General features: G+C 30.6%; 20 protein-coding genes, 1 tRNA gene and 1 pseudogene. 14 read left to right on the top strand and 8 right to left on the bottom strand.

Annotated elements, in window-relative coordinates; genetic code table 11:
• Positions 1 to 295 precede the first annotated feature (295 nt).
• Both MPF19_RS16360 and pruA read right to left on the bottom strand, forming a co-directional pair.
• The gene (locus MPF19_RS16360; protein WP_249989286.1) at positions 296 to 685 is read right to left on the bottom strand and encodes a DUF2306 domain-containing protein; all 390 of its coding nucleotides are present in this window, start codon (positions 683 to 685) and stop codon (positions 296 to 298) included.
• 86 nt (positions 686 to 771) lie between these two features.
• A complete protein-coding gene (gene pruA / locus MPF19_RS16355) occupies positions 772 to 2,397 on the bottom strand; it encodes an L-glutamate gamma-semialdehyde dehydrogenase (protein ID WP_203394867.1) in 1,626 nt (541 codons plus the stop codon).
• Positions 2,398 to 2,551: 154 nt separating this feature from the next.
• Here pruA and MPF19_RS16350 point away from each other — a divergent pair, with 154 nt between their 5' ends.
• Positions 2,552 to 3,256, top strand: coding sequence for an NRDE family protein (locus MPF19_RS16350; protein ID WP_249989285.1), 705 nt, complete (start codon positions 2,552 to 2,554; stop codon positions 3,254 to 3,256).
• Here the strand turns inward: MPF19_RS16350 and MPF19_RS16345 are convergent.
• From MPF19_RS16345 to apaG, 3 genes and pseudogenes are all read right to left on the bottom strand, one after another.
• Positions 3,234 to 3,983 carry a hypothetical protein gene (locus MPF19_RS16345; protein ID WP_249989284.1) on the bottom strand — a complete coding sequence of 250 codons (750 nt, stop codon included), beginning with the start codon at positions 3,981 to 3,983 and terminating at the stop codon, positions 3,234 to 3,236. The genes MPF19_RS16350 and MPF19_RS16345 overlap by 23 nt on opposite strands.
• 18 nt (positions 3,984 to 4,001) lie before the next feature.
• A pseudogene (locus MPF19_RS19530) lies at positions 4,002 to 4,148 on the bottom strand (DUF3667 domain-containing protein); the annotation flags it as partial.
• Between the two features lie 146 nt (positions 4,149 to 4,294).
• Positions 4,295 to 4,681, bottom strand: a complete 387-nt coding sequence (apaG, locus tag MPF19_RS16340) for a Co2+/Mg2+ efflux facilitator ApaG/CorD (RefSeq protein WP_203394865.1) — start codon at positions 4,679 to 4,681, stop codon at positions 4,295 to 4,297.
• Between the two features lie 410 nt (positions 4,682 to 5,091).
• On the opposite strand from apaG, the gene MPF19_RS16335 reads away from it, so the two are divergent.
• The 3 genes from MPF19_RS16335 (at position 5,092) to MPF19_RS16325 (ending at position 7,336) form a co-directional block, all read left to right on the top strand.
• Positions 5,092 to 5,427 (top strand): hypothetical protein, encoded by a 336-nt coding sequence (locus MPF19_RS16335; protein WP_203394864.1) that lies wholly within the window; start codon positions 5,092 to 5,094, stop codon positions 5,425 to 5,427.
• Between the two features lie 73 nt (positions 5,428 to 5,500).
• Entirely contained in the window at positions 5,501 to 5,857 is a 357-nt protein-coding gene (locus tag MPF19_RS16330) for a hypothetical protein (RefSeq protein WP_249989283.1), read from the top strand.
• Between the two features lie 129 nt (positions 5,858 to 5,986).
• Positions 5,987 to 7,336 (top strand): sigma-54-dependent transcriptional regulator, encoded by a 1,350-nt coding sequence (locus MPF19_RS16325; protein WP_249989282.1) that lies wholly within the window; start codon positions 5,987 to 5,989, stop codon positions 7,334 to 7,336.
• On the opposite strand, the gene MPF19_RS16320 is transcribed toward MPF19_RS16325, so the two are convergent.
• Together MPF19_RS16320 and MPF19_RS16315 are read right to left on the bottom strand one after the other, a co-directional pair.
• Complete coding sequence (locus tag MPF19_RS16320) at positions 7,329 to 9,758, bottom strand: ATP-binding protein (RefSeq protein ID WP_249989281.1); 2,430 nt, start codon at positions 9,756 to 9,758, stop codon at positions 7,329 to 7,331. The genes MPF19_RS16325 and MPF19_RS16320 overlap by 8 nt on opposite strands.
• 96 nt (positions 9,759 to 9,854) lie before the next feature.
• Positions 9,855 to 11,072 carry a type IX secretion system plug protein gene (locus tag MPF19_RS16315; protein WP_249989280.1) on the bottom strand — a complete coding sequence of 406 codons (1,218 nt, stop codon included), beginning with the start codon at positions 11,070 to 11,072 and terminating at the stop codon, positions 9,855 to 9,857.
• Between the two features lie 204 nt (positions 11,073 to 11,276).
• On the opposite strand from MPF19_RS16315, the gene MPF19_RS16310 reads away from it, so the two are divergent.
• The 10 genes from MPF19_RS16310 (at position 11,277) to MPF19_RS16265 (ending at position 19,372) form a co-directional block, all read left to right on the top strand.
• Complete coding sequence (locus tag MPF19_RS16310; RefSeq protein ID WP_203394859.1) at positions 11,277 to 12,626, top strand: Na(+)-translocating NADH-quinone reductase subunit A; 1,350 nt, start codon at positions 11,277 to 11,279, stop codon at positions 12,624 to 12,626.
• A 4-nt stretch (positions 12,627 to 12,630) separates the two neighbouring features.
• Positions 12,631 to 13,830: an NADH:ubiquinone reductase (Na(+)-transporting) subunit B gene (locus MPF19_RS16305; RefSeq protein ID WP_203394858.1), complete on the top strand. Its 1,200-nt coding sequence runs from the start codon at positions 12,631 to 12,633 to the stop codon at positions 13,828 to 13,830.
• 2 nt (positions 13,831 to 13,832) lie between these two features.
• Positions 13,833 to 14,579, top strand: coding sequence for a Na(+)-translocating NADH-quinone reductase subunit C (locus tag MPF19_RS16300; protein WP_203394857.1), 747 nt, complete (start codon positions 13,833 to 13,835; stop codon positions 14,577 to 14,579).
• A gap of 3 nt (positions 14,580 to 14,582) precedes the next feature.
• Entirely contained in the window at positions 14,583 to 15,230 is a 648-nt protein-coding gene (locus tag MPF19_RS16295; protein WP_203394856.1) for an NADH:ubiquinone reductase (Na(+)-transporting) subunit D, read from the top strand.
• A 78-nt stretch (positions 15,231 to 15,308) separates the two neighbouring features.
• Complete coding sequence (nqrE, locus tag MPF19_RS16290; protein ID WP_203394855.1) at positions 15,309 to 16,055, top strand: NADH:ubiquinone reductase (Na(+)-transporting) subunit E; 747 nt, start codon at positions 15,309 to 15,311, stop codon at positions 16,053 to 16,055.
• A gap of 4 nt (positions 16,056 to 16,059) precedes the next feature.
• Positions 16,060 to 17,370, top strand: a complete 1,311-nt coding sequence (gene nqrF, locus MPF19_RS16285) for an NADH:ubiquinone reductase (Na(+)-transporting) subunit F (protein ID WP_203394854.1) — start codon at positions 16,060 to 16,062, stop codon at positions 17,368 to 17,370.
• A gap of 132 nt (positions 17,371 to 17,502) precedes the next feature.
• A complete protein-coding gene (locus tag MPF19_RS16280; protein ID WP_249989279.1) occupies positions 17,503 to 18,291 on the top strand; it encodes an alpha/beta hydrolase in 789 nt (262 codons plus the stop codon).
• 51 nt (positions 18,292 to 18,342) lie between these two features.
• The gene (locus MPF19_RS16275; protein ID WP_203394852.1) at positions 18,343 to 18,792 is read left to right on the top strand and encodes a retropepsin-like aspartic protease; all 450 of its coding nucleotides are present in this window, start codon (positions 18,343 to 18,345) and stop codon (positions 18,790 to 18,792) included.
• Between the two features lie 20 nt (positions 18,793 to 18,812).
• A complete protein-coding gene (locus tag MPF19_RS16270; protein WP_249989278.1) occupies positions 18,813 to 19,262 on the top strand; it encodes a GatB/YqeY domain-containing protein in 450 nt (149 codons plus the stop codon).
• A 36-nt stretch (positions 19,263 to 19,298) separates the two neighbouring features.
• Positions 19,299 to 19,372 (top strand) — tRNA-Arg (locus tag MPF19_RS16265).
• A gap of 275 nt (positions 19,373 to 19,647) precedes the next feature.
• Here MPF19_RS16265 and MPF19_RS19525 read toward each other — a convergent pair.
• Complete coding sequence (locus tag MPF19_RS19525) at positions 19,648 to 19,734, bottom strand: T9SS type A sorting domain-containing protein (RefSeq protein WP_502925196.1); 87 nt, start codon at positions 19,732 to 19,734, stop codon at positions 19,648 to 19,650.
• Positions 19,735 to 19,755 lie beyond the last annotated feature (21 nt).

The following is a 19,755-nucleotide window of genomic DNA, read 5'->3' as shown; positions in this document are numbered from 1 at the left end:
AGAAAGTTGATTATAAAATAGATATTAATAACCGGTTGAGTTTTCGTTTGGATGAGATTTCTCAATCGTTTAAAAAAGCTCATTTCGAAAAGACAATACAGTATGTCAGTTCGAGTTAAATTTCTCTTTCAGAAATTTTGTATCGAGAACTAATTTAGAAGCTAAAATTCATATTCTTAATAAAAATTTCAATATTAAAACCTTCTAGATAGTTGAAATTTCAATAAAATATACAATACACTAGGTAAAAACAGTGCTATAACCACATCTTTAAAAGTGATGTTTTTTTTTATGGTTAACTACCAAAAAAGAAAGTGTGTAAAAATCTACCCGGAGTTAAAGTAAATCCGCCAGCAATAACGATGGCTCCAAAATAAAGGAATATCATTTTTAGTTTGTGTTTTTTAATTTGTCCTTTTTTTACGGCAAATATAGCCGTTGGTACACTATAGATTGTTAGAAAACTGAATAAATGAATATACCCAAAATGATTCAATAATTGTGGACCTACGTAAGCGGGCATAAATAATGTAATGATTGCGGTAATCATCATTAAAGACATGTAGATTTTTCCTAGTAACTTATGAAACGGAGTTCCTTTTCTTAAAGCTAATAGATAAGCACCCATAAAAATACAAGGAATAACTGTTATTAAATGCGAGTACATTAGGTATTTGTATTCCATAGTTTATTATTTTATTTCTCTAAAATAAGAGAAATAAAAAGCCCCATCAAATTTGATGGGGCTTTTTTATAAAATGATATTTTTGACTATCCTAAGAAAGGATATTTATAATCTGTAGGTGTTACAAAAGTTTCTTTGATCAATCTAACAGACGTCCAACGTAATAAGTTTTGTGCAGAACCCGCTTTATCATTTGTTCCAGAAGCTCTTGCTCCTCCAAATGGTTGCTGACCAACAACAGCTCCAGATGGCTTGTCGTTAATATAAAAGTTTCCTGCAGCATTTTCTAATGCTTTAGAAGCTTTTTCTACAATGTATCTATCTGTAGAAAAGATTGCTCCTGTTAATCCGTATTCTGTAGATTCATCAACTAATTTTAATGAAGCTTCCCACTCAGCATCTTCATATACATAAACCGTCATAACTGGGCCAAATAACTCAGTTACCATCGTTGCGTATTTTGGAGATTGACTAACAATTACCGTTGGCTCTATAAAGTAACCAACAGATTTATCATGATTTCCACCAATAATTATTTCTGCATCTTTATCTGTTTTTGCAGCATCTATATAACCTGCAATTTTATCAAAAGAACCTTCGTGAATAACTGCATTTACAAAGTTAGAAGTATCTTCTGGAGATCCCATTTTTAACTCGCTAGCTTGTGCAATTAAGTGTTTCTTAACTTCTGGCCAAAGAGACGCAGGAATGTAAGAACGTGAAGCAGCAGAACATTTTTGACCTTGGTACTCAAAAGCACCTCTTGTCATTGCAGTTGCAATTTGTAAAGGATTTGCTGAATTGTGTGCCCAGATAAAATCTTTTCCACCTGTTTCTCCTACAATTCTTGGATATGTTTTGTAAGTATGAATATTGTTACCAATTTGTTTCCATAATTCTTTAAAAACATGAGTAGAACCTGTAAAGTGTAATCCAGAGAAATCTGGAGAACTTAAAACGGTATCAGAAATCATAACAGGATCTCCGTAAACTACGTTTATAACACCATCTGGCAAACCAGCTTCTTTAAATAAATCTACAATTACTTGTGCAGAATATGCTTGATGATCAGAAGGTTTCCAAACAACAACATTTCCCATTAAAGCAGCTGATGCAGGTAAGTTTGCAGCAATAGAAGTAAAGTTAAAAGGAGAAATTGCATATACAAATCCTTCTAAAGGTCTGTACTCAACTCGGTTCCATACTCCTGGAGATGATGCTGGCTGATCTTTAAAAATATCAGTCATATATTCTACATTAAAACGGAAGAAATCAATCATTTCGCAAGCAGCATCAATTTCTGCTTGAAATACGTTTTTAGATTGTGCAATCATTGTTGCCGCATTCATTCTTGCTCTATAAGGACCCGCTAATAATTCTGCAGCCTTTAAGAAAATAGCAGCTCTTTCCATCCAACTTACATTAGACCAAGCTTCTCTAGCAGCCAAAGCTGTAGAAATAGCGGCGTCTACATGTGTTTTATCTGCTGTATGATATTGCCCAACTACATGTTTATGATCATGAGGAGGTGTAATATTTTTGGTGTTTCCGGTTCTAACTTCTTCACCATTAATGTGCATTGGCACATCAATATTGCTGTTAAACATTGTTTTATAAGTAGCTAATAATTCCGCTCTTTCTGGAGAGCCCGGAGCATACCCTTTTACAGGTTCATTTACTGCTTTTGGAACATTAAAAAATCCTCTTGCCATTTTGTATGTTTTTTAAATTTTAATCGACTAATTTTGAGTTTCAAAGTTACAATTTTTGTTTCAATAATTTTAGTCAGATTTTAATGTCTTTTGTTAAGGAATATATAAAGATATCGTCTAAACGTAAAGTTTATCATAAATAATTAAAAGATATATGTGTACAGTAACCTATCTGCCCTTAGAAGGTGATAATTTTATTCTTACATCTAATAGAGATGAGGCTCCTTTAAGAAATACAATTTCACCAAAAAGATATATAGAAAATGGGGTTGAGTTAACCTATCCTAAAGATGAATTAGCTGGTGGAACTTGGATTGGTTTAAGTGATAAAAAACGATTGGTTTGCCTTTTAAATGGTGGTTTTGAAATACATATAAGAAAGAGTTCTTATAAAATGAGTAGAGGGGTTATTGTAAAAAATATTTTAACAGCTACTGATGGAGTTTCTTTTATCAATAATTTTGATTTTATAGATATTGAACCTTTTACTTTAATTTTAGTTGATTGGAAAAGTCAATTAGAAATCTATGAGTTGGTTTGGGATGGTACTACAAAACATTTTAATAAATTACCACAAGAACCTAAAATTTGGTCTTCCTCTACCTTGTATACAAAAGAAATGAAAGAGATGAGAGAAGAATGGTTTGCGAATTGGTTATTAGAAAATGATGAATTTCATCAAGAAAATATATTAGAATTTCATCAAAATGAAAACTTAGGGACTTTGGGTACTTCTCCTAAAATGAAACGTAAATCAGTGGAAACGGTTAGTATTACTTCGGTGGTTAAAGTAAATTTAGAAGTTAAAATGCACTATTTAGATTTTGTAAATACATCTAAAATAATGCAAAAGCAATAAATGAAATAAAAACAACACCAAGCGAAGTGAAAATCATAAACAAAACATTTGCAAATAGGTATTTAAAAAAAGTTTTAATAAAACCTTGTTCATAGAAATTCTTCATTGCTAGAAATAAATATAATAAGAAAACTAATAAAAATAAACCTGCGTAACTGTCTGTTTCTATAAAGAAATTTAGAATATAAAAAATTGAAAGCAATAGGAAAAAGACAGTTTGAGTATGAAAAACAAATATTAGATGTTCTACGTACGTAAACTTTCTTCGGATGTAAATAAACCTTAAAAAGAGTGTAAATAAAGGTAATAATATAAATAGAGCAACGGTAGAGTAAGAAAGTAGCTGTTTTCTTAATTTTTTAGAAACAGCGCTATCTGTTAAAATATTGTTGAGTAATTTAGATCTTGAATACCAAAATTTGTTTGAAAAACTTTTATTTATTTTTAAACTGTCTAAAGCGTCGTCCACATAAATTTCAGGATGTTTTTTCTGAAAATTTAGCATTTTGATAATCTTTATTTCTTTGCCAGCAACTTTAAGAAATGGCTTTTTAAAAATAGTATCTTTAAGAGCTGTTCTTAAAGAATCTATTTCTTTTAAGTTTAGAATAGAATCCTTTTTATGGTCTTTTTTAAAATTAAGATTAATGCCAGGGAATAAATTATTACTCGATTTTTTTCCATTTCTAAAATTGTTGAAATCATTATAACTATCCGTAAGCCCCACAATTAAAAAGAAGAGGACAGAAACGGTTAGGTAAAATTGAAAAGGACTTGAATAGCGTTGCCTTTTACCAGCAATGTAATTTTTAGATACTTCTCCTGGTTTTGTTAAAAGTGGAATTAAGGTTTTCCAAAACTTTGCATCAAAATTAAATAAGCCACTAAACAGTTCATGAATAAAACTTGAAAAAGTAATCTTGTTTCCTTTGTTTTTTTGCCCACAATCCGGACAAAATTTTTCTTGTCCGTTAAAAGGGTGTCCGCAATTTAAACATGCAGGATCTTTTATGGTAATTGCTTTCTTTTTAGATTTAGCTAGTTTAATGTTGCTTGGGTTGTTAGTTGAAAAGTTGGTATAATTACTTTAAATTGCTCAAAAGTCTCTAGGTTTATCATGGTGTAAAAACCTTTCATGGCACCTATGTTAGATTCTAAAAAACATCCAGAACTATAGGTGTATGTGTCATTTGGTTTTAAAGTGGGGGTTTGTCCTACTACACCTTCTCCGCTAACAATTTCTGTATTATTAAGTGTGTCAAAAATGGTCCAAAATCTATCTGTAAGTTTTACCGTTTCGGTAGATTTATTTTCAATCGTAATTATATACCCAAAAATATGGTGCAGTCTGTTGTTTCTATAGTTTGTGCCTTTGTATTTGGTGTCAACAGAAATTTTTATGCCTTTTGTAATTTGGTTTATCATTGCTAGTAAAAGTAGTTTTTTTGATAATAAATTACAAATGATTTTTCACTTCATTTATATTTTTTTGAAATGTGTAATGAGAATTGATGGATTTTCTTACTACAAATTCTAAATATTTATAAAAGCTACTAGTTGTGTATTCATGTAATTTTGATTTAGGTTCTCATCTCGTTTTGTATGAATATACTTTTTAAAATAAAGTGGGTGCTATTTTATATTGAGTAAAATTTACTCAATCAGATGATTCATTACACGTGTTTTACACGAGTTATAGATACTGAAATAATATAAAAATAAACTTAAACAATTGTTTTTTAGCGCTTTAGTTTGTTTTTTGTAATGCTAGTTCTTTGCGGCATATTTATTTCTATATACTAATCGTAAATAATAATAACCTTAAAACTTAAATTATGAAAAAATTAATTTTAACAGTAGCAGTAGCAATCTTATCTAGTGGAATTTCAATCTCTGCAGCAAACATTAACAACAACATCAATTCAGGCGAAGTAATTGTGATGACAATTAATGAAGACTTTAAAGAAGTTGCTTTAGAAGATTTACCAGAAGCAGTAAGTAATGCAATTTTAAAAGATTATGCAACGGCTATTATTGGTAAAGCCTATGTAAACGGAAGTGAACAATATAAAATTGAACTTACTATTGATGAAACAGAAACGGTAGTTTATGCAGACAAAGAAGGTAATTGGTTAAAAGAAGAAGATGTTCTTGCTAAAAAAGTAGACTAAATTTTAGGTTTAAGTATCTTTTAACTCAATTTTAAAAATCCCCAAACAATAATAATATTAAAACATATAATCAATGAAGAAATTAATTTTAACAGTAACCGTAGCGCTTTTAACAAGTGGAGTATCCGTATTTGCAGCAAACAATATCAATACTAACAATGCAGATGAAATTGTTGTGGTAGTAACTAATGATGATTTTAAAGAAATTACAGCAAAGGAATTACCAGAAGCAGTTTCTAACGCAATTGTAAAAGATTACACAGAAGCTACAATTACTAAAGTATATGTAAATACAAGTGAGCAGTATAAAATTATACTTACTGCAAATGGCACTGAAAATGTAGTTTATGCTGATAAAGAGGGTAATTGGTTAAAAGAAACAGCTGTTATTGCAGTAAAAGAAGGAGAAAACGTTAGTGAAGAGGAGTAGATTCGTTCTAATATGTAAAGATTTTTAATCCCCTAATTTTTCAATAGGAAGACATTTTTTAATTAAAATGTCTTTTTTTTTATAACAATCAATTTATCTTAATATTTTTGTAAGAAATGTGTAAGCTTTATGAAGGAGATTTTATTAGTTGAAGACGATGTGGCTTTCTCAGAAATGTTGAAGCAATTTCTTATACGGCACCAATATGTTGTTGAGGTTAGTTATAATTTAAAAAATGCTTTGCAGCAAATAGAAAAGAAAAACTATGATTTAGTTTTTACAGACTTACGTCTTCCGGATGGAGATGGCATTGCCTTGCTAAAAAAAATAAAACTGAGTAAACAAGTTGTTCCTGTGGTTTTAATGACTAGTTACGCAGAGGTTTCTACGGCTGTACAGGCCATGAAACAAGGTGCTTTTGATTATATTTCGAAACCTTTTAACCCAAGTGAAGTTTTAGAAGTTATTAGCAATGCTTTAGAAGAAAAAAAAGATGATATTATTGTTCATCAAGAAAAACAAAAAAAAGGTACACAAGAAAGTAGCACCACTACAACAGATTTTGTAAAAGGAATAAGTAATTCTTCAAAAACTTTAGATGAATATATTTGTTTAGTGGCTCCCATAAATATGTCTGTACTTATTACTGGAGAAAGTGGTACAGGAAAAGAAGTAGTAGCTAAAACAATTCACTTACAAAGCCCTAGGCACAATAAACCATTTATTGCTGTAGATTGCGGTGCAATACCTAGAGAAATTGCTTCGAGTGAGTTTTTTGGTCATAAAAAAGGTTCTTTTACAGGTGCTAATGAAGATAAAATAGGGCATTTTGAAGCTGCAAATGGAGGGACACTTTTTTTAGATGAAGTTGGTAACTTAACTTATGAAAACCAAATTCAACTATTACGAGCTTTACAAGAAAGAAAAATTAAACCTATTGGAAGTAGCAAAGAAATTAAGGTTGATATTCGTTTAATTACAGCAACCAATGAAGATTTACTTTTGGCTGTAGAAAAAGGTGATTTTAGAGAAGATTTGTATCATCGTTTAAATGAGTTTTCTATTAAAGTGCCTAATCTAAAAGATAGAAAAGACGATTTAATTTTATATGCCGATTTCTTTTTAAACAAGGCAAACCAACAGTTGAATAAATCTGTAATTGGTTTTTCCAAAAAAGTATTAACTATTTTTCAAAATTATCAGTGGCCAGGTAATTTAAGAGAGCTGTCTAATGTTATAAAAAGGGCTTGTTTATTAACAAAATCAGAAGTTATTGATGTAGATGTGTTACCTAGCGAATTAATGAAAGTAAAAGAAAATACTATTTCATCAAATAAATTTTCTACCAAAGAAAACGAAAAAGTACTTATTATAAGTGCGCTAGAAGAAGCAGGAAATAATAAAACACAAGCGGCAAAATTATTAAATATTACTAGAAAAACGCTTTATAACAAGATGAAAGAGTATGACCTTAATTAAGGTACTCTTTTAAAGTTGTTATAAAAATATTTAACTGTTTCTCAAAATTAATAAAATCTGTATTATCAATAGATTTAGTGGTTTCAAATACCTCTAAATAAGGGATAACGGCTTTTACTTCTAGCTGCTTAAACATGCTAAGCATTTTATGACTTATCTTATTTAGGGTCTTAACATCAGTGTCTTCTTTGGCCTTTTTTAATGTTAAGTGATTCTTTTTAGTGTCTTCTAAAAAAATATGTAAGGTGTTTTCTATAGCAGCAATATCATCACCTAAAAAAGATTGTAAAGATTTGATACTAAAACCTGTAGTTACTTTTTCTGTACTGTTTTCTTTTTTAGATTTAAGAGGTATGCTATTCGACTTAAAAAATAGCTGTAAAATATCTTGCAGTTGGTTGGAGTTGAATGGTTTTATCAATATTTCTGCAAAGCCAATTTTTAAATACTCTTCTCTAGAAATATTTGCACGCCCGGTCATAGCAATAATCGGTTGGTTTTTGTAAAGCTTATGGTTTTTAAGTATTTCCATAAAATGGATACCATTCATCTTTGGAAGTTGAATGTCTGTTATCACAAAATTATATGAAATTTTATCAATAGCTTTAATGGCATTTTGTGCATTTTCAAAGGTGAATACTTTAATATTAAATTGTTTTAAAAAATCATTTAAAAGTAAGCGGACAGATGCGTCGTCTTCTACAACCACAGCCGTTAAGTTAAAATCGGTAGAGGTGTTTTTAATTTCTTCAATTTTTATAATTGGTTTGTCAGATAATTTTACCGGTATTTTTAAGGTAAAAGTACTCCCTATGTTTAGTTTACTCTCTAAAGTTAGTTTTCCTCCTAAAAGTTCTGCTAGTTTTTTAGAGATGGTTAAACCCAAACCAAAACCCTTTAAATTGTTGTCGCTTGCATTTTCTGCCTGATTAAAAGCTTTAAAAATAGTGGCTTTTTGGTCTTTACTAATCCCTATTCCAGTATCAGTTATTAAAATTTCTAAGGTGCTTTTGTGGTCTTGTTGCTTTATAGAACTTTTAATGGTAATAGTGCCTTCGTTTGTAAATTTACATGCATTTACAATTAAATTGTATAAAATTTGCTTAATTCTAAACGGATCACTAATAATAAGACTGTTAATGGAATCGTCTTGTTTAACTACAAAACGTACGGGTTTATCTTGAATAATATTTTTTGAGTTTAGAATAATTTCATGAATATAATTTTCTAAATTAAAAGGAATCGATTCTATGGCTATACTGCCATTTTCTAGTTTAGAGAACTCTAAAAGATCATCTACCAATTGCCCCATATAAGTGGATGCGCTTCTAATATGGTCTAAATAATTTTTGTCTTTTGTGCTTTCTGTAGATTTTTGAAGCAGTTCACTAAAGCCAGAAATAGTACTAAGTGGTGTCCTTAAATCATGACTTACCATAGAAATTAGCTGTTCTCTACTTTTTAAAAGCGACTTTGTAGTGCTATTCGCTTTTTCTAATTGCATACGGTAGCGTTGTGTTTTCCAGAAATCACTTAAAATAATGATAGAGAAAATGATAATGATTATAAAACTAATACCTGCAGCAAATATAATAATCGTTCTACTATGATTTAAGGTTTCCTCTCTTTGTTGATCCATATTACTCGTATAAAAGAGAATATCTTTTTCTAGGTTTTCTATTAGCTCCTGTAATTTTCTAGAAATGGTTAAATCATTTTTAATAAGTTCGTTTTGTTTTTTTCTAAGATAAAAACGTTGGCTATTGTTTTTGTTTTGAGCCTCTTTTAGCATTTTTCTAGAAATAGAGACTAACGAGTCTATTTGTTTTTGCTCAATATTATTAATAGAATCTTTGGGTACATATTGGCTTAAAGCTAATGCGAAATTTTCTAATTTAGAACTAGATTCATTATCAAAATATAGGGGGTTTTTAATAAAATCATTTATTGTAATTTTTAAAAGAAGAGAATCTATAGAACCTAGTTTATTAATAGCTTCGTTTATGGGTTTGTTAGAATCATAGTTGGTATTTAATTCTTTTAAATCGATAATGTTTTTTAGTTTTTTATCAATAATTAATTTAATACTATCTAAAATAAATTCTTGAGAATTGTTAGCAACAATAATACTAAGTGAATCTATTTTTGATATTAGTTTTTTATTTTCATCTAGGTATTCCTTAAATTTTGTAGGCGAATTGAATTGTAGCGCAGCTCTAGCCATGCTTTCATTTTTATAAATATTGGCTATTAAAGTTCCTGTTTTAACAATTATATTCCTGTCTGATACATCTTGTTTTTGTGAATCTGTAAATGTTTTTACTTCAGATAGCACTAAAAAACCAGCAATGGTAGCTAAAAGGCCCAGCATTATGTAGCCTATTAAAACTTTAAAAGTGAATTTATTTTTTAATGATTGCATAAAATTAAGGCTATAATTATTTTTTTTCCTAGCGGTTTAAGTTGATGAAAATAATAAATAAGATGCTTATTTTTAAGTAAATAAACAAGTGTTTGTTTACCTATTCTGATTAAAATACCCTGATCCAACACCAATTACACGCTCATAAAAACTGCCAAAAGGTTTGTAATAGACAATAACTGTATATTCATTTTCTGTTTCATAAAATGTACCCAATACATCATTTGTATTTACTTTACCTTCTGTGCCTATAGTAGCAAATGTATAATTGTAAAAACCTTGTTTTAAAAGGATGTTTGCGGTGTAGTATTTTTCTTTGGCATTATACTGCATTTTGTTTTCATCGCTAATATCAAAATCATTAAAGGCGCCATAAACATATAGGTCTTTATCTGTAAAAGGTTCATCAACTAAAACAGAAAAATGCATCATGGCGTAATCGGCTTCCGTTTCAGTATCATTGGCTTCTAGAGTTCTTACAACAAATTGACCATTAATGTCTGGGTTGTATTTGTATTCGCTGTAGGGTTTATAAGTAAAAGGGTATAAATAATTATGATAGATATCTTCCTTAATCACTTTTACAATATTTAAACTATTATTTCTGACAATTTTATTATCGAAGTATAGATACTCGTTTCCTCCCCAAAAGTTGGTTTTGTTGGTATACGTATATAATAACTGATTTGGTTTAAAAAAAGTTGGTTGTAAGTTGGTTATTTTCTCGTTCCAATTATTGTTTTTTAAGATAACCACATTTATTTCTTGACCAGGATTATTGATGGTAATATTAGGATGATTTACAGAAAACTGCACCGTTTGTTGGGTGTTTAATGTTTTTGTATTTCTACTTCTTTCTACAGATACTCCAATGGTGGTTGCTCTTTCATACAAAACAAAACGCCTTGTAAACATAGGCTCATCATAACTATTTAAAACGGTTAGAAGGTAATTTCCGCTTTTGGTAATTACGGTATTTATATTAGGTATTTGAACAGAATAATGAGAATAGCTTTGTAATGTGTTAAAAGAATTGGTGACCTCAATAATAGTGTTTTGGTCAAAACCATCTATGTATTGGCTAGATGATAATCGGCTAGATTGCCAATCATGCGTCATGTGTTCAATTTTATATTGATAATCTTTGCTATCTGCATCTAAATCATCAAAAGATAACTCTAAAACAGTGCCTAAAGGAACAATTGAAGAAAAGTTATTTTCTTGCAAAGGTCTTAATTGTATCGATTTTAAGTTTTGCGAAAAAGAGTTTAGGCAAAACAAGATAGAAATAGTAATTAGATGCTTTTTATACATATTACAAAAATAGTGTTCATTTATTTTAATTATCAATATTTAAGCCAAAATTTATTACTACAACGTTTTCATTTATTTCTATTATTTAGAATTGTTATAAATAAGAATATTTACCTAAGATAAAAGTTAAAATATTTCCATGATACATAGCAAAAAGCCTAAATTTGCTTGATTTTTTAAGATAACTAACAATTCCAATTTACTATGTCAAAAGACATTCGTATTAAAAAAGGCTTAGATATTAAGCTTGTTGGCGCTGCAGAAAAAACAACTACAAGGAGTGTTCTTAGTAGTGTTTATGCAATAAAGCCAGAAGATTTTCATGGAATTATACCTAAACTTGTTGCCAAAGAAGGAGCAGAAGTAAAAGCGGGAGATACACTTTTTTATTCAAAAAGTGACGAACGCATTTTATTTCCAAGTCCGGTTTCTGGTAAAGTTGTAGAGATAATTCGTGGAGCAAGAAGAAAGGTGTTAGCAATGAAAATTGCAGCAAATTCAACACAAGAATATAAAGATTTTGGCACTAAAGATGCGGCAAAAATGTCTGCAGAAGAGGTAAAGAATCATTTATTTGCTTCGGGTTGTTGGCCATTTGTAAAACAGCGTCCGTATGACGTGGTTGCAAATCCTAACCAAACACCAAAAGCAATTTTTGTATCTGCTTACGCAAGTGCACCTTTAGCAGCAGATCTAGATTTTACTTTAGCAGGTAAAGAAGCCGAATTGCAAGCAGCAATTACAGCGGTTTCTAAACTTACCGAAGGTAAAGTACATGTTTCTGTTGGCGCAAATTCTAATTCGCCTTTAGCTAAAGTAAGCGGCGTAGAATTGCATAAAGTTTCTGGCCCACATCCATCAGGGAATGTGAGTACTCAAATTGCAAACATAGATCCTATTAATAAAGGAGAAGTTGTTTGGGTAATTACACCACAAGATTTAGTTATAATTGGTGAGTTACTTTTAACAGGTAAGTTTAATGCAACAAGAACGGTAGCTTTAACAGGTTCTAAATTTAGCAAGCCGCAATATGTAACTGCTATTGCAGGAGCAATTATTGCAGATGTAACGGCTAAGAATTTAGTAAACGATAATACTAGAATCATCAGTGGAAACGTACTTTCTGGAAAGCAAGTAAAAGAAGATGAATTCTTAGGGTATTATGACAATCAAATTACGGCAATTCCAGAAGGAGACGATTATGAGTTTTTAGGATGGACAGCGCCAGTTTTTAATAAAATTTCAACTTCAAGGGCGTTGACTTTTTCTTGGTTAACTCCAAAGAAAAAATACGATTTAAATACCAATACAAACGGAGAGCATAGAGCATTTGTGGTTACTGGTTCTTACGAAGAGGTTTTTCCTTTAGATATTTATCCAATGCAATTGTTAAAAGCATTTATGTATAAAGATTTAGATGAAATGGAAGCTTTAGGAGGTTATGAAATAGCTCCAGAAGATTTTGCACTAACAGAATTTATTTGTGTATCTAAACAACCTCACCAAAGTATAATACGTGAAGGTTTAGATTTAATGAGAGAAGAATTAGGATAAGATTATGGGCTTAAAACAAAATTTACATAATTTAAAAGAGAAATATAAAGGAACTAAAATGGCACCTGCGTTTAATGCAATCCATACCTTTTTATATTTACCAAATGATGTTACTCACGGAGGAACACATATAAAAGCAGCAGACGATTTAAAGCGTACCATGAACACGGTAATATTGGCTTTAATTCCTTGTTTGATTTTTGGAATGTTTAATGCAGGTTTTCAACACTACGCGGCTATAGATAGTTCTTTAAGAACAGATGTCTTAGCTAACTTTTTTACGTTTGATAATCTTTGGATTGGAATTATAAAAGTATTACCATTAGTAATTGTTTCTTATGCAATTGGTCTTGGAGTAGAATTTATTTTTGCTATTATTAAAGGTCATGAAGTAGAAGAAGGATACTTAGTAACAGGAATGTTAGTTCCTTTAATTGTGCCAATTGATACTCCGTTATGGATGTTATCTATTGCTGTAATTTTTGGAGTTATAATTGGTAAAGAAGTTTTTGGAGGAACTGGGATGAATATCTTAAACCCTGCATTAACTATTAGAGCATTCTTATTCTTTGCATATCCTACATGGATGTCTGGAGATAAAGTTTGGGTATATGACGCTGTTAATAAAGCAGGAACTGCAGATGCAATATCTGGAGAAACTATTTTAGGAGCGTATGCTCAAAATCATGAAGTAGTCTATACTATTTGGGATAAATTCTTCGGATTTATACCCGGTTCTATTGGAGAAACATCAACGTTTTTAATTCTTTTAGGAGCAGCCTTTCTGATTTTTACAAAAATTGGAAGTTGGAGAATAATTGTATCAACATTTTTAGGAGCCGCGGTAATGGGGTTCATTTTTAATCAAATTGTTGCAGCAGGGATTATTACAGATTCTAGTAAGTTTTACGGTTTAATGAATACTGTTTGGTATGAGCAATTACTAATAGGAGGTTTGGCATTTGGAGCTGTGTTTATGGCTACAGATCCTGTTACGGCAGCACAAACAACCAAAGGAAAATGGATTTACGGTTTCTTAGCCGGTTTTATGGCTATTATGATTCGTGTATTTAATCCGGCATATCCAGAAGGGGTAATGTTGGCCATCTTATTGATGAATGTTTTTGCACCAACCATAGATCACTACGTAGTTCAAGGAAACATAAAGAAAAGATTAAAACGTACTAAAGTTAAAACTGCCTAATTATGAGTAAGAGAACAGATAGTAATGTATATACAATAGTTTTTGCTGTTGTAATGGTAGTAATTGTGGGTTCATTGTTAGCTACGGTTTTTTCACTAACCAAGCCAACAATTACAACCAACCAAAAGATAGAGAAGCAACAAAACATCCTTTATGCTATGGGTGTTAATGATAATGATGAAACAAATGCAAACTTTGTTTCAACTAAAGTTGCTCAAACAGAATTTTCTAAATACATCAAAAAACAACTTGTTATAGAAGGTGATAAAATTACCGAAAATGACAAAGCGTATTTAATTGATGTTAAAAAAGAACAATCTAAAGCAAAAGAAGGGAAAACTAGACGTTTGCCACTTTTTATTGGAGAGAAAGATGGAAAAACATTTTACGTTGCCCCAATTAGAGGTAAAGGTTTATGGGATGCCATTTGGGGGTATGTTTCTATGGATAAAAATATGGTAGTACAAGGTGCCTATTTTGATCATAAAGGAGAAACACCAGGTTTAGGAGCAAACATTAAACAACGTTTTTTTATGGACGATTTTATTGGAGAGCATTTATTAAAAGATGATGGAAGCTTTGCAGGAATTACTGTAGCCAAAGGAAATAACGATCCAAAGAACGAAGATAAGACAGATAATGAGGTAGATGCAATTGCAGGAGCAACCATTACAGGTAATGGAGTATCTGCAATGATTAAAACTGATTTAAATCTTTATGTACCTTATTTTAAAACTTTAAAAAAATAATTTATGGGACTTTTATCAAAAAAAGACGCAGCATTAATCACAGATCCATTATTGGATAATAACCCAATTACTATTCAAGTATTAGGTATTTGTTCTGCACTGGCAATTACAGCAGAGTTAAAAGCTTCTATTGTAATGGCATTATCAGTAATGGCAGTTTTAGCTATTGGTAACGTTGTTATTTCTTTAATGCGTAACATCATTCCTTCTAAAATTAGAATTATTGTACAACTGGTTGTAGTTGCTGCTTTAGTAATTATTGTAGATTTAGTGTTAAAGGCATTTGCTTATGAACTAAGTAAAACATTATCGGTTTTTGTAGGTTTAATTATTACAAACTGTATTATTATGGGACGTTTTGAAGCTTTTGCTTTAGCAAACGGACCTTGGAAATCTTTCTTAGACGGACTAGGTAATGCAGCAGGTTATGGTTTAATCTTAGTTATTGTAGGTTTCTTTAGAGAGCTTTTAGGTTCTGGTACTTTATTAGGATTTAAAGTTTTAGGAGATCCAATAGAAAAAACAGGATTGTATGCAATAGGATATGAAAATAACGGATTTATGTTATTATCGCCAATGGCATTAATTGTTTTAGGTATCATTATCTGGATTCAACGTAGTAGAAATACATCATTAATAGAAGAGAACTAAACACAATTATCAGTGTTCACTTATCAATGAACAAAAACATTGAAAACTGATTACTGATAACTGATAATTGAAAAAAATATGGAACATTTAGAATTATTTTTCAAATCGATATTTATAGATAACATGGTATTTGCAACCTTCTTAGGAATGTGTTCTTACCTTGCCGTATCTAAAAAAGTATCCACTGCCGTAGGATTAGGAGCTGCTGTAATTTTTGTATTAGCGGTAACTGTACCTTTAAACTGGTTATTAGATCAGTATATTTTAAAAGAAGGTGCTTTAGTTTGGTTAGATGCTAAATATGGAGTAGACGGAGCAGAAACATTAGATTTAAGTTTCTTATCATTTATTATGTTTATTGCAACTATTGCAACCATGGTACAATTGGTAGAAATTATTGTAGAGAAGTTTTCACCATCGTTATACAACTCGTTAGGTATTTTCTTACCGTTGATAGCAGTAAACTGTGCCATCTTAGGAGGAAGTTTATTTATGCAATCAAGAGAAATTCCTTCTTTAGGTTTGGCTTTAACGTACGGTGTAGGTTCTGGAATAGGATGGTTTTTAGCAATTTTGGCAATTGCTGCTATTCGTGAAAAAATTAGATACTCAAGCGTTCCACCGGCATTAAGAGGCTTAGGAATTACCTTTATCATTACAGGTTTAATGGCAATAGGGTTTATGAGTTTTGGAGGTATGTTAACTGGTGGTGATGAAAAGAAAGAAGAGGCTCCGAAGGTAGAAGCTAAAGCTGATAAAAAAGACCTTTTAAAGAAAGAAGATGCTAAAGAAATTATAGCAGAAAATACTAAAATAAATAAGTAGTAAGATGATATTAGCAGCAGGTACAACAGGAACCATTATTGCGACAGTAACAGCTTTTTTAATAATAACACTGTTATTAGTGGCATTATTATTATTTGTAAAGCAAAAATTATCGCCATCTGGTCCGGTAACAATTACTATTAATGGTGAACGTAAAATAGAAGTTGGTTCAGGTAATTCACTTTTAACAACATTAGGTAACGAGAAAATATTTTTACCATCTGCTTGTGGTGGTGGTGGAACTTGTATTCAATGTGAGTGTCACGTAAATTCTGGTGGAGGTGAAGCTTTGCCAACAGAAATACCTAACTTTACTCGTAAAGAATTAAAAGAAGGAATTCGTTTAGCTTGTCAAGTAAAAGTAAAACAAGATATGGATATTTCTATTCCAGAAGAAATCTTTGGAATTAAGAAATTCGATGCCGTTGTTGTTCGAAATTACAACGTAGCTACATTTATTAAGGAGTTTGTAGTTGAAATTCCAGAAGATATGGGATACAAAGCAGGTGGGTATATTCAAATTGAAATTCCAGCTTGTGAAGTAAAGTATGCTGATATGGATATTACAGCACATCCAGAAGAGCACGATACACCAGATAAGTTTGAAGCAGAATGGGATAAGTTTAACTTAAGACCATTGGTAATGAAAAATACTGAAACTGTAGAAAGAGCTTATTCTATGGCTTCTTACCCTGCAGAGGGTAGAGAAATTATGTTGAATGTACGTATTGCAACACCTCCTTTTGATAGAGTGAAAGGTGGATGGATGGATGTTAATCCTGGTATTGCTTCTTCATATATTTTTAACCTTAAAAAAGGAGATAAATGTGTTATTTCTGGACCTTATGGAGAGTTCTTTATTAATGAATCTGATGCAGAAATGTTATATGTAGGTGGTGGAGCAGGTATGGCACCAATGCGTTCTCACTTATATCACTTATTCAGAACATTAAAAACTGGAAGAAAAGTAACATATTGGTATGGTGGTCGTTCTAAAGCAGAATTATTCTATATCGAACACTTTAGAGCTTTAGAAAAAGATTTTCCAAACTTTAAATTTTATATTGCTTTATCTGATCCAACAGAAGCAGATAATTGGACAAAGAAAAAAGACATTAATGATGAAGCTGGAGATGGTTTTGTAGGTTTTATTCACAACTGTGTAATTGAAAACTACTTAAATCACCATGATTCACCAGAAGATTTAGAATTATATTTCTGTGGCCCACCTTTAATGAACAACGCAGTTCAAAAAATGGGTGAAGACTTTGGTCTTGCTGATGAAAATATTCGTTTTGATGACTTTGGAGGATAGACAGTAATGTTATACTGAACTTGTTTCAGTATCTTTCATCAATATAAATAGTATTATTAAAACCGATTCAGAAATGAATCGGTTTTTTTATTCCCTTAAAAGAAGTAGTTTTGTGTAAAGTTTCTAAACAAAATGTATGTATTATTAATCTTAGGATGCCTTTTTGTATTCGTTGCTATTGTCATTTTTAGCTTTCAAGAAAAATTTATTTTTTTAAATGGAGATCAACTAGATCAAAACTATCCATTTAAATTTACTAACAAGTTTAAAGAAATCTTTATAAAAACGGATAAGGACACTCAAATTAATGCACTACACTTTCAATTACCAAACCCAAAAGGAGTTGTTTTGTTTTGCCATGGTAACAAAGGGAATTTAACAAAGTGGGGTGATAGAGTTGCTTACTTTTTAGATTACAATTATGAAGTTTTGGTGTATGATTATCGGAATTATGGAAAGAGTATAGGTAGATATAATGAAACCGCTATGTACAATGATGGTTTGTCTGTTTACACGCACCTAAAAGAGCTCTTTAAAGAGGATGAAATTGTAATTTATGGCTTTTCTATAGGTGGTACTTTTGCAACAAAAATAGCTTCTTTAAATAAGTCTAAGGAATTAATTTTAGAAGCTCCATTTTATAATTTTAGAAAGGCGGCTCAATATAAATCTATATTTGCTCCAACTTTTTTATTAAAGTATCAATTTAGGTCTGATAAGGACATTTCTAAGGTAACTTGTCCTATTACCATTTTTCATGGAAATAAAGACAGTACCACATCCTATATACAATCTAGAAGGTTATTGGAACTCAACGTATCAACTCAAAATAAATATATAGAAATTGATGGAGGAACGCATCATAACCTTAGGGAGTTTACAATATATAAAGAGAATCTTAAAGAAATTTTAGAACGATAGTACTTCTTAAAATTTATAAATCGTATTTTTGATATCTTCAAAGAATAATAAATGAGTAGTATTGAGAAAATTTTAAAGAAGAAGAAATTCGTTAAAATAAAATTAAAGAGAATTGCCACCAATCATTTAGAGTTGAAAGCAATTATTAATGGTGTAAAAGGACGTTTTATTTTAGATACAGGCGCTTCTAACTCTTGTGTAGGATTAGACATGATCACTCATTTTAATTTGGAAGCTGAAGAAAGTGAAACCAAAGCGGCTGGGGCGGGTGCAACGGATATGGAAACTTTGCAATCAGATAACAATTCTCTAAAAATAGGAGATTGGAAAACTAAGAAATGCCATTTGGTATTGTTTGATTTATCTCATGTAAATACGGCTTTAACACAACACAAGGCTAAAGAAGTACACGGTATTATTGGCGCAGATGTGTTACAAAAAGGAAAAGCATTTATAGATTATCATCAGAAAGTTTTATATTTAAAAAAAACGAAAAAATAATTAATTAAAAATAAAATACAATGAGTTTGCAAAAACAAGTAATGGATAAAATGAAAGAAGCAATGAAAGCAAAAGATACTGTTGCTTTACAGGCTTTGAGAGCAGTAAAATCTGCCTTTTTATTAGCGAAAACAGAAACAGGTGTTCAAGCAGAAATTACAGAAGAGCAAGAAATTAAAATTATTCAGAAGCAAGTTAAACAAAGAAAAGACAGTGCTGCTATTTTTATAGAACAAGGAAGACAAGATTTGGCAGATCCTGAATTGGAAGAACTTGCTGTTTTAGAACAGTTTTTACCAGAAGCTTTATCCGAAGAAAAGGTAGAAGAAGTGGTGGTTGCAACTATTAAAAAATTAGGAGCGGCTGGTATGAAAGATATGGGGAAAGTTATGGGAGTTGTTTCTAAAGAATTAGCAGGACAAGCAGATGGTAAAGTTATTTCTACTTTGGTGAAAAAGAATTTAATGTAAAAAATATTTTTTGTTTTCCTTTATAGAAAACAAAATGGCTGCGTAGTTCAACTGGATAGAATATCAGATTTCGGCTCTGAGGGTTGGGGGTTCGAATCCCTTCGCGGTCACAAAAAAAAGGCTAAGAATTACATTGTGTAATTCTTAGCCTTTTTTAATTTATAGAATTAAAGTGGTTTTCTAATAAAGGAGTTTCATGTCTATCCGAATTTATTTTAGATGCTTATGAAGGTTTAACTTCATAAGGTTAAGGTTTTTAAACAAGTTCAGGATGACAATTTTCAATAATTTATTTTTAATTTATGATAATAAAAAACCAGCGAAAATGAATTCGCTGGTTTAAATTTAATAATTGTTCTGCTATTTTTAGTACTTCTTTAAAGCACTATTCAATAATAACTTTTTTACTTATGGTACCTTTATTGGTATTCATTTTTACAATATAGACACCTGTTATTATTTGTTTTTTAATGTCTAATTGGTATGTAGGTTT

This window comes from Polaribacter sp. Z014, assembly GCF_023555435.1.
Lineage (GTDB): Bacteria > Bacteroidota > Bacteroidia > Flavobacteriales > Flavobacteriaceae > Polaribacter.
Note: the sequence above shows the minus strand (reverse complement) of the source record. Positions and strands in the feature narration are given on the sequence as shown.

Bases quoted from the DNA above. Each gene is read 5' to 3' on its own strand.
- MPF19_RS16360 (WP_249989286.1), bottom strand. From the start codon at position 685: ATGGAATACAAATACCTAATGTACTCGCATTTAATAACAGTTATTCCT.
- pruA (WP_203394867.1), bottom strand. From the start codon at position 2,397: ATGGCAAGAGGATTTTTTAATGTTCCAAAAGCAGTAAATGAACCTGTA.
- MPF19_RS16350 (WP_249989285.1), top strand. From the start codon at position 2,552: ATGTGTACAGTAACCTATCTGCCCTTAGAAGGTGATAATTTTATTCTT.
- apaG (WP_203394865.1), bottom strand. From the start codon at position 4,681: ATGATAAACCAAATTACAAAAGGCATAAAAATTTCTGTTGACACCAAA.
- MPF19_RS16335 (WP_203394864.1), top strand. From the start codon at position 5,092: ATGAAAAAATTAATTTTAACAGTAGCAGTAGCAATCTTATCTAGTGGA.
- MPF19_RS16330 (WP_249989283.1), top strand. From the start codon at position 5,501: ATGAAGAAATTAATTTTAACAGTAACCGTAGCGCTTTTAACAAGTGGA.
- MPF19_RS16325 (WP_249989282.1), top strand. From the start codon at position 5,987: ATGAAGGAGATTTTATTAGTTGAAGACGATGTGGCTTTCTCAGAAATG.
- MPF19_RS16320 (WP_249989281.1), bottom strand. From the start codon at position 9,758: ATGCAATCATTAAAAAATAAATTCACTTTTAAAGTTTTAATAGGCTAC.
- MPF19_RS16315 (WP_249989280.1), bottom strand. From the start codon at position 11,072: ATGTATAAAAAGCATCTAATTACTATTTCTATCTTGTTTTGCCTAAAC.
- MPF19_RS16310 (WP_203394859.1), top strand. From the start codon at position 11,277: ATGTCAAAAGACATTCGTATTAAAAAAGGCTTAGATATTAAGCTTGTT.
- MPF19_RS16305 (WP_203394858.1), top strand. From the start codon at position 12,631: ATGGGCTTAAAACAAAATTTACATAATTTAAAAGAGAAATATAAAGGA.
- MPF19_RS16300 (WP_203394857.1), top strand. From the start codon at position 13,833: ATGAGTAAGAGAACAGATAGTAATGTATATACAATAGTTTTTGCTGTT.
- MPF19_RS16295 (WP_203394856.1), top strand. From the start codon at position 14,583: ATGGGACTTTTATCAAAAAAAGACGCAGCATTAATCACAGATCCATTA.
- nqrE (WP_203394855.1), top strand. From the start codon at position 15,309: ATGGAACATTTAGAATTATTTTTCAAATCGATATTTATAGATAACATG.
- nqrF (WP_203394854.1), top strand. From the start codon at position 16,060: ATGATATTAGCAGCAGGTACAACAGGAACCATTATTGCGACAGTAACA.
- MPF19_RS16280 (WP_249989279.1), top strand. From the start codon at position 17,503: ATGTATGTATTATTAATCTTAGGATGCCTTTTTGTATTCGTTGCTATT.
- MPF19_RS16275 (WP_203394852.1), top strand. From the start codon at position 18,343: ATGAGTAGTATTGAGAAAATTTTAAAGAAGAAGAAATTCGTTAAAATA.
- MPF19_RS16270 (WP_249989278.1), top strand. From the start codon at position 18,813: ATGAGTTTGCAAAAACAAGTAATGGATAAAATGAAAGAAGCAATGAAA.